8 protein-coding genes and 1 pseudogene are annotated in these 8595 nt (G+C 71.9%); 8 read left to right on the forward strand and 1 reads right to left on the reverse strand.

Annotation, left to right across the window (positions count from 1 at the left end):
• Window positions 1-101: 101 nt before the first annotated feature.
• The 6 genes from GT030_RS03600 to ssuE all read left to right on the forward strand — a co-directional run bounded on the left by GT030_RS03600 (window position 102) and on the right by ssuE (window position 5896).
• Window positions 102-866, forward strand: a complete 765-nt coding sequence (locus GT030_RS03600) for an amino acid ABC transporter ATP-binding protein (protein WP_161199795.1) — start codon at window positions 102-104, stop codon at window positions 864-866.
• A 37-nt stretch (window positions 867-903) separates the two neighbouring features.
• The gene (locus GT030_RS03605; protein ID WP_161199796.1) at window positions 904-1884 is read left to right on the forward strand and encodes an ABC transporter substrate-binding protein; all 981 of its coding nucleotides are present in this window, start codon (window positions 904-906) and stop codon (window positions 1882-1884) included.
• A gap of 14 nt (window positions 1885-1898) precedes the next feature.
• On the forward strand, window positions 1899-2891 hold the full coding sequence (locus tag GT030_RS03610; protein WP_161199797.1) for an LLM class flavin-dependent oxidoreductase: 993 nt from the start codon (window positions 1899-1901) through the stop codon (window positions 2889-2891).
• Window positions 2888-4213: an NtaA/DmoA family FMN-dependent monooxygenase gene (locus GT030_RS03615; RefSeq protein ID WP_161199798.1), complete on the forward strand. Its 1326-nt coding sequence runs from the start codon at window positions 2888-2890 to the stop codon at window positions 4211-4213. The genes GT030_RS03610 and GT030_RS03615 overlap by 4 nt, the downstream gene beginning before the upstream one ends.
• The gene (locus GT030_RS03620; protein ID WP_161199799.1) at window positions 4210-5277 is read left to right on the forward strand and encodes an LLM class flavin-dependent oxidoreductase; all 1068 of its coding nucleotides are present in this window, start codon (window positions 4210-4212) and stop codon (window positions 5275-5277) included. The genes GT030_RS03615 and GT030_RS03620 overlap by 4 nt, the downstream gene beginning before the upstream one ends.
• 64 nt (window positions 5278-5341) lie before the next feature.
• On the forward strand, window positions 5342-5896 hold the full coding sequence (gene ssuE, locus GT030_RS03625) for an NADPH-dependent FMN reductase (protein ID WP_086693649.1): 555 nt from the start codon (window positions 5342-5344) through the stop codon (window positions 5894-5896).
• A gap of 49 nt (window positions 5897-5945) precedes the next feature.
• On the opposite strand, the gene GT030_RS03630 is transcribed toward ssuE, so the two are convergent.
• Window positions 5946-7379, reverse strand: coding sequence for a SulP family inorganic anion transporter (locus tag GT030_RS03630; RefSeq protein ID WP_346009553.1), 1434 nt, complete (start codon window positions 7377-7379; stop codon window positions 5946-5948).
• A gap of 231 nt (window positions 7380-7610) precedes the next feature.
• Between GT030_RS03630 and GT030_RS03635 the strand changes: the two genes are divergently transcribed.
• Together GT030_RS03635 and GT030_RS35420 are read left to right on the forward strand one after the other, a co-directional pair.
• Window positions 7611-7955, forward strand: coding sequence for a barstar family protein (locus GT030_RS03635; RefSeq protein ID WP_161199801.1), 345 nt, complete (start codon window positions 7611-7613; stop codon window positions 7953-7955).
• A gap of 337 nt (window positions 7956-8292) precedes the next feature.
• A pseudogene (locus GT030_RS35420) lies at window positions 8293-8595 on the forward strand (ATP-binding protein); the annotation flags it as partial.

Consider the following 8595-nt stretch of genomic DNA (forward strand, 5'->3'; position numbering starts at 1 on the left):
ACCCCGCTCCAGCGGGCCCGCCGCTTCCTGCGCGGCGTGCGCGCGGCCGCCGCCCGGCGCGAGGCACCCGTCACCGCACTTCACCTCGGGGGAGAGAGCCGATGAACGACGTCATGGTGGACGTGCGCAGCGTCCACAAGAGCTTCGGCCCGCTGGAAGTCCTGCGCGGCGTCGACCTGACCGTACGGGCGGGCGAGGTCACCGTGATCCTCGGTCCCTCCGGCTCCGGCAAGTCCACCCTGCTGCGGACCATCAACCATCTGGAGAAGGTCGACAGCGGCTGGATCAGCATCGACGGCGAACTCATCGGCTACCGCCGCGCCGGGAACAAGCTGCACGAACTGAAGGAACGGGACGTTCTCGAACAGCGCACCCACATCGGGTTCGTGTTCCAGAACTTCAACCTGTTCCCGCACCTCACCGTGCTGGACAACCTCCTCGAAGCCCCCGTCTCCGCGCTGCGCCGCCCCAGGAAGGAGGCCGAGGCCACCGCGCGCCGCCTGCTGGACCGGGTCGGCCTCGCCGACAAGGCCGACGCCTACCCGCGCCAGCTCTCCGGCGGTCAGCAGCAGCGCGTCGCCATCGCCCGCGCGCTCGCCCTGGAGCCCAAGGTGCTCCTCTTCGACGAACCCACCTCCGCGCTCGACCCCGAGCTGGTCGGCGAGGTCCTGGACGTCATCAAGGACCTGGCCCGCACCGGCACCACCATGATCGTCGTCACCCACGAGATCGGGTTCGCCCGCGAGGTCGCCGACACCGTGGTCTTCATGGACGACGGCACCGTGGTCGAACAGGGGCCGCCCGCAGCCGTCCTGGACGACCCGCAGCGCGAACGCACCCGCGCCTTCCTCGCCAAGGTCCTCTGACCTTCCCAACTCCGCACAAGCACAAGGAGACTTACGCGTGTCCACCACCGCCCGCCGTATCGCCGCCCCCGCACTCGGCCTCGCCTCCGCCCTCGTCCTGGCCGCCTGCGCCAATCCCACCGACGGCGGCACGGCCGAGGTCGCGGCCGGCAAGGGCACCACCACGAAGATCAACCTCGGCCCGGACCAGCACCGGATCACCACGGCCCGGGTCGCCTCGATCGCCGCCGAGGTTCCGCAGAAGATCCGGAAGAGAGGCACCCTGGAGATCGTCGACTCCTCCAACTCGGCCGCGCCACTGGGCTTCCACGCCACCGACAACAAGACCGTGATCGGCGTCGAACCCGACCTCGCGTACCTCGTCGCCGGGGTGCTCGGACTCAAGCCGCACCTCAACACCGTCTCCTGGGAGAACATCTTCGTCGGCCTGGACAGCGCCAAGTACGACGTGGGCTTCAGCAACATCACGGTCACCGAGGAGCGCAAGGAGAAGTACGACTTCGCCACCTACCGGGAGGACAACCTCGGGTTCGCGGCGAAGAAGGGCAGCGGCCTGAAGGTCACCGGCCCCGCCGACCTCGCCGGACGGAACGTCGCCGTCTCCAGCGGCACCAATCAGGAGAAACTCCTGGTCGAGTGGAGCAAGGAGGACGAGAAGGCGGGCCGCGAGCCGATCCACATCAAGTACTACCAGGACGAGAGCGACACCTACCTCGCGCTCCGCTCCGGCCGCATCGACGTCTACGTCGGCCCCAACCCGACCGCCGCCTACCACGCGGCGACCACCGGACAGACCGAGGTCGTCGGCACCTACTCCGGCGCCGGCGCCACCCTCCAGGGCCTCATCGCGGCCACCACCAAGAAGGACAGCGGCCTCGCCAAGCCGCTCGCCGACGCCCTCAACCACGTGATCGAGAACGGCACTTACGCGAAGGTGCTGAAGCGCTGGGGGCTGTCCGACGAGGCCGTGACGAAGTCCGAGATCAACCCGCCCGGCCTGCCCAAGGCCGGGAAGTAGGCGAGGAGGACAGCATGACCCGCGAACTCCATCTCTCCGTCGCCCTCGGCAGCGCCGGGCCCCGCCCCGCCGCCCACTGGACCGGCCTGGTCCAGCTCGCCGAACTCGGCGCCCTCGACTTCGTCACCCTCGACGACTCCCTGGACCCCGCCGACGGGGACGGCCGCCTCGACGCCGTCGCCGTACTGGCCCACGCGGCCGCCCGCACCAGCCGCATCGGCCTCATCCCCACGGTCACCACCACCCACACCGAGCCCTTCCACACCTCCAGCGCCCTCGCCACCCTGGACTTCGTCAGCGAGGGCCGGGCCGGCTGGCTGGTCGACGTCTCCACCACCGAGGAAGCGGCCCGCGCCGTCGGCCGGCGTGACCCCGCGCCCGACGCCGAGCTGTGGGCGGAGGCGGCCGACGCCGCAGAGGTCGCCGCCCGGCTCTGGGACAGCTGGGAGGACGACGCCGAGATCCGGGACGCCGGCACCGGCCGCTTCATCGACCGCGACAAGCTGCACTACGCCGACTTCGACGGGCCGCACTTCTCGGTCCGGGGACCGTCCATCGTGCCCCGGCCACCGCAGGGGCGGCCACCCGTCGCGGTCGCACTCGACGCCCGAGGCCGCGACGCCCGATGGGAGCTGGCTGCCCACTACGCCGAGATCGTCCTGCTGGACGCCGACAGCCCGGCCACCGCCCGCGAGGCCCGTACCGAACTGCTGAGCCGGGCCGGCCGGGACGACCTGCGCGTGCTGATACGCGTCGGCGTCACCGAAACCCTGGACGCGCTGCCGGAGTTGCTCGCCGACTGGCACGCCGAGGCCGGTACGGACGGCTTCCACCTCGTCACCACCAGCCCCACGGAGGAACTGCCCGCCGTGATCCACGACGTCGTACCCGCCCTGCGCGCCCGCGGCCTCTTCCGGGCCACCCACACCGGGCGCACCCTGCGCGACCACCTCGGCCTGGCCCGCCCCGACAGCCGCTACGCCGTACGGACGGAGGCCGCGCTGTGAGCGCCTCGACTCCCGCAGGACGCAAGCAGGTTCACCTCGCCGCACACTTCCCCGGCGTCAACAGCACCACCGTGTGGCGCGACCCCGAATCCCGCAGCCAGATCGACTTCTCCTCCTTCCAGCACCTGGCCCGCACCGCCGAGCGCGGCCGGTTCGACTTCTTCTTCCTCGCCGAAGGACTGCGGCTGCGCGAACGCAAGGGCCGCATCCACGACTTGGACGTGGTGGGCCGCCCCGAGTCGCTGACCGTGCTGAACGCGCTCGCCGCCGTCACCGAGCACCTCGGACTGGCCGCCACCGTCAACGCCACCTTCAACGAGCCCTACGAACTCGCGCGCAGATTCGCCTCGCTGGACCACCTCTCCGGGGGCCGGGCCGCGTGGAACATCGTGACCTCCTCCGACGCGTTCACCGGGGAGAACTTCCGGCGCGGCGGCTACCTCGACCGCGCCGACCGCTACACCCGCGCCGCCGAGTTCGTGGAGGTGGCCCGCGCCCTGTGGGACTCCTGGCCCAGCGGCGGCACCCCGCGCACCGTCCGGCACAGCGGGCCCCAGTTCGACATCACCGCCCGCGCCACGCTGCCCCACTCGCCCCAGGTGCACCCCGTCCTCATCCAGGCCGGGGACTCCGACGAGGGCCGGGAGTTCGCCGCGCGCACCGCCGACATCGTCTTCAGCCGGCACGGCACCCTGGAGGCGGGCCGGGCCTTCCACGCCGACGTCAAGGGCCGCCTTGCCCGCTACGGGCGCACCCCCGACCAGCTCAAGATCCTGCCCGCCGCGACCGTCGTCCTCGGCGACAGCGAGGCCGACGCGCAGGAACGCGCCGCGCACATCCGGCGCCAGCAGGTCAGCCCGCAGACCGCCATCGCCACGCTGGAGAACGTCTGGGGCCGCGACCTCACCGGCTACGACCCCGACGGACCGCTCCCGGACGTGGAACCGGTACCGGACGGCGAACTCGCGCAGGGCTGGGCGCACATGGCCGACCGCTTCGGCATCGCGGCCCGCTGGCGGGCCCTCGCCGAGGAGAAGCACCTCTCCATCCGCGAGCTGGCCATCGAACTCACCGCCCGCCAGTCCTTCATCGGCACCCCCGGCTCGGTCGCCGCCGCCATGGACGAACACGTGCAGACCGACGCGGCCGACGGCTTCATCCTCGTACCCCACCTCACCCCCGGCGGGCTGGACGAGTTCGTCGACCGGGTCGTGCCGCTGCTCCAGGAGCGCGGCGTCCTGCGCACCGAGTACGAGGGGCGCACCCTGCGCGACCACCTCGGCCTCGGCCGCCCCGCGCCGCGCCAGGGGGAGTCCGTATGAGGTTCCAGGTCCTCACCATCGGCGGCCACGCACCGCACCCCCTGACCGGCGAACAGGTGCCCGCCGCCGACCGGTTGACCGAGATCGTGGAGACCGGTGTCGCCGCCGAGGAGCTGGGCTTCGACGCGTACGCGATCGGGGAGCGGCACGCCGGGCCCTTCCTCTCCTCCAGTCCCACCGTGCTGCTCGGCGCGCTCGCCGCCCGCACCTCCCGCATCCGGCTGCTCACCGGCGTCACGGTGCTCGCCATCCTCGACCCCGTCCGGGTCGCCGAGGACTACGCCACCCTGCACCAGCTCTCCCGCGGCCGCCTCGAACTCGTCATCGGCAAGGGCGCCGAGGCCGGCCACTTCGACCTCTTCGGCCTGGACGAGGGCCTCCAGTGGGACTACCAGGCCGAGAAGTACGAGCTGCTGCGCAGGCTCTGGCGCGAGGAGGACGTCACCTGGCAGGGCAAGTTCCGCCCGCCCCTGACCGGCGTCACCACCCTGCCGCGCCCCTACGAGGGCCGCCCGCCCCGCGTCTGGCACGGTTCCGCCACCAGCCTCAACTCCCCGGAGCTGGCCGCCCGGCACGGCGATCCGCTGTTCAGCGCCAACGCCATCCAGCCCCGCGAGGCGTACACCCGGCTCATCGGCCACTACCGGGAACGCTTCGCCGCCCACGGCCACGACCCGGCCGGCGCCTACGTCGGCGCGGGCTCCGGCGGCCTGTTCATCGCCCGCACCAGCCAGCAGGCCGTCGCCGAGTTCAAGGACTTCTACGAGGCCCGCGTCCGCCAGTCGTACAAGCCGCACCTGGCCGGGAAGCCGGGCTACAACACGCCGTTCCGCACGGTGGAGGAGGCCATCGCGGACGGGCCCCACCTGATCGGCAGCCCGCAGCAGGTCATCGACAAGATCCTCGGCTTCCACGCGGCCTACCGGCACGACCTGCAGTCCGTCACCGTCGACGGCTCCGGCCTCTCCCTGCCCCGGCAGATCGACCAGCTCCGCTGGTTCGCCGAGGAGATCGCGCCCGTGGTGCGGACGGAAGCGCCCACCACCCTGTGGCAGCAGGCGTAAGGGGGACCCGCCGGGACACCCCCTGGCTCCCCGCCCACCGAACTCCGCTTGAAAGGTCCCCCCCATGGCAACCGTCCTGTCCATCTCCGGCAGCCCCTCCGCCACCTCCCGCACCGGCCGTCTGCTGCGCCACCTGGACGAGCGGCTGAGCCGCCAGGGGCACCAGGTGGTCCCGCTGGACGTGCGCGGGCTGCCCGCCGACGCACTGCTCGGCGCCGATGTCAGGCACCCGGCCATCGCGGCCGCCGCCGAACTGGTCGACCGGGCCGACGGCGTCGTGATCGGCACCCCCGTGTACAAGGCCGCGTACTCCGGGCTGCTCAAGTCCTTCCTCGACCTGCTCCCGCAGTACGCGCTCACCGGCAAGACCGTGCTGCCGCTCGCCACCGGCGGTACCACGGCCCATGTCCTGGCCATCGACTACGCCCTGAGGCCGGTGCTCAGCTCCATGGGCGCGGCCCACATAGTCCAGGGCTGGTTCACCCTCGACAAGGACATAGTGGTGCGCGAGGACGGCACCCTGGCCGTCGCCCCCGGCACCGCCGAGGCGCTGGCTCAGATCACCGACCAGTTCTCCGTCGCCCTCGGCGGCCGCACCCTGCTGGCCGCGACCGGGTGACGGGTCGGCGCCCCCAAGGGGCCGCGCCCGCACGGGGGCCGGCGTCCGCTCAGCCCTTGCCCGCCAGCGCGCCGGTCAGCGTGCTGTGCAGGCGGGCGCTGCGCTCGTCCAGGCCGGTGATCTCGACCGTCGCGCCGCGCTCGGCGTACCGCGCCTCCACGGCGTCCAGCGCGGCGACGGACGAGGCGTCCCACACCTGGGCGGCGGACAGGTCGATCACCACCCGGCCGGGGTCGGTGGCGTAGGCGAAACGGTGCGCCAGGTCGTCGGCCGAGGCGAAGAACAGATTGCCGGTCACCCGGTACACCACCGTCGAGCCGTCCGGGTCCAGGACCGAGGTGACCTCGGCGGACCGGGCGACCCGGCGGGCGAACACCGTCAGGGCGACCAGCGAGCCGACCACCACACCGATCGCCAGGTTCTGGGTGGCCACCACGACCACCACCGTGAGCACCATGACCGCGATCTCCCCGGCCGGCATCCGCCGCAGCGTGCGCGGGGCGACGGAGTGCCAGTCGAAGGTCGCCACCGACACCATCACCATCACGGCGACCAGCGCGGCCATCGGGATCTTCGACACCACAGGTCCGAAGACGATGCACAGCACCATCAGAAACACCCCGGCCAGGAACGTCGACAGCCGGGTACGCGCACCCGACACCCGCACGTTGATCATGGTCTGCCCGATCATCGCGCAGCCGCCCATGCCGCCGAAGAAACCGGTGACGATGTTGGCGACGCCCTGCCCCACCGACTCCCGTGTCTTGGAGGAGCGGGTGTCGGTGATGTCGTCCACCAGCCGTGCCGTCATCAGCGACTCCATCAGCCCGACCAGCGCCATGGCCAGCGCGTACGGCGCGATCGTGGTCAGCGTGTCCAGGGTGAACGGCACGTCCGGAAGCCCCGGCACGGGCAGCGCCGAGGGCAGCGCGCCCCGGTCGCCCACGGTCGGCACCGCGATGCCCGCCGCCACGGTCACCGCGGTGAGCGCCACGATCGACACCAGCGGCGCCGGCACGGCCCGCGTGACCTTGGGAAAGAGCGCCAGCAGCGTCACCCCGGCCGCGAACAGCGGATACACCGGCCACGGTACCCCGGTCAGCTCCTTGAGCTGCGTCAGGAAGATCAGTACCGCCAGCGCGTTCACGAAGCCGACCATCACACTGCGCGGCACGAACCGCAGCAGCCGCGCCACCCCCAGCGCGCCCAGCACGATCTGGAGGACGCCCGCCAGGATCACCGTGGCGATCAGATACCCGAAGCCGTGCTCCCGGTTCATCGGGGCGATCACCAGAGCCACCGCGCCGGTCGCGGCGGAGATCATCGCCGGACGCCCGCCCACGAACGCGATGGTCACCGCCATGGTGAACGACGCGAACAGCCCGATGGCCGGGTCCACCCCGGCGATCACCGAGAACGAGATCGCCTCCGGGATCAGCGCCAGGGCGACCACCAGTCCGCCCAGCACCTCGGTTCGCAGCACCCTCGGATCGGACAACCAGGGCGGACGGCGGAAACGGCTCGGAAGCGCGGAGATGGTCAAGACGAGGGGTACCTGTCGGGCTCGGGCGCGCCCGGTACGGCTCCGGGGCACAAAGGGGACAGCCTATCGTGGCGGCCGTCCGGGCCGGGCCGGGCGGACCTGCGGGCCCGCTCCCGCCGGGGCATCATGAGTGGACCGAGGCAGCCCCCGGACCCCGAAGGCGGTGCCGACATGCCCGCAGCCACCCTCGCCGAGGTCGTCCACCACGCCGGCTGGAAGGTCATCCCGCTCGACCTCGCCGGCGTCACGGACCAGGCCGGATTCATGGACCGCGCCACCAAGGCCCTCGGCCTGCCCGAGTTCGCCGGCCGCAACTGGCAGGCGTTCCAGGACGCCTGCGGCGACATCGGCTGGGGCCCCGAGGTGCCGGGCCGCCTCCTCGTCGTCATCGGCTGGCGCGACTACGCCAAGGCCCAGCCCGAGGAGTGGGAGAGCGCCCAGCAGGTCCTCGAATCGCTCGCGGGGCGGCAGCAGAAGTACGACTCGACGCTCGCGGTGGTCCTGACGCTGGTCTGAGGTCTCAGTCCTCGACGAGAGCGGCGCCGGCGCTTTCCGTCGCTCAGGTCGGGCGCAAGCGTACGGGGTGTTGAGCAGGTACGGATCGCGCGGCATGTTTTCTTCTGATCGGGACGGACCGTTTTCTTTTCCCTCTGCTGCGGAAATTCACCGGCTTTATCGATCGGGCGTACGACGCCTCATACCAGAGCGGGACGCAGGCGGGGAGACTTTGTCAACTGGCCGCCGCACGTACCGCACAGGCAACTACGGTGAATTCCCGTCGGACAACTCAGGGCCCTTTTCTTTTCCCTTTTCTTTCCGACGCCAGGCCCGACGGACCAGTACGAGGACGCAGATGTCTCACCTCCGCGCACCGGCCGCCCGTGCCGACCGCCGAGAGGGCGGCCGGCACGGGAGACCGGTCGCCCGACCCGCTCCCGCACTGCCCGAGACGCTCATTCGGCCCCAGCTCATGCGGCTCGCCGTACTCCCGCCCGTCGCGGTCGCCCTCGCCGCCACCGCGGCCGTCGTGTTCACCGTTCGCTCCAGTGGCGCGCACACCGGCCTCGCCCTCTGGGCGGTGCTCGCTCTCACCGCCGTGGTCGCCGGGGCCGCCGTCGCTCTCGCCGCCGTGGCCGCCGACCGAGCCGCCCGCTCC

The sequence above is a fragment of the Streptomyces sp. SID1328 genome, from assembly GCF_009865595.1.
GTDB classification, from domain to species: Bacteria; Actinomycetota; Actinomycetes; order Streptomycetales; family Streptomycetaceae; genus Streptomyces; species Streptomyces griseoluteus.

Bases quoted from the DNA above. Each gene is read 5' to 3' on its own strand.
- GT030_RS03600 (WP_161199795.1), top strand. From the start codon at position 102: ATGAACGACGTCATGGTGGACGTGCGCAGCGTCCACAAGAGCTTCGGC.
- GT030_RS03610 (WP_161199797.1), top strand. From the start codon at position 1,899: ATGACCCGCGAACTCCATCTCTCCGTCGCCCTCGGCAGCGCCGGGCCC.
- GT030_RS03620 (WP_161199799.1), top strand. From the start codon at position 4,210: ATGAGGTTCCAGGTCCTCACCATCGGCGGCCACGCACCGCACCCCCTG.
- ssuE (WP_086693649.1), top strand. From the start codon at position 5,342: ATGGCAACCGTCCTGTCCATCTCCGGCAGCCCCTCCGCCACCTCCCGC.
- GT030_RS03635 (WP_161199801.1), top strand. From the start codon at position 7,611: ATGCCCGCAGCCACCCTCGCCGAGGTCGTCCACCACGCCGGCTGGAAG.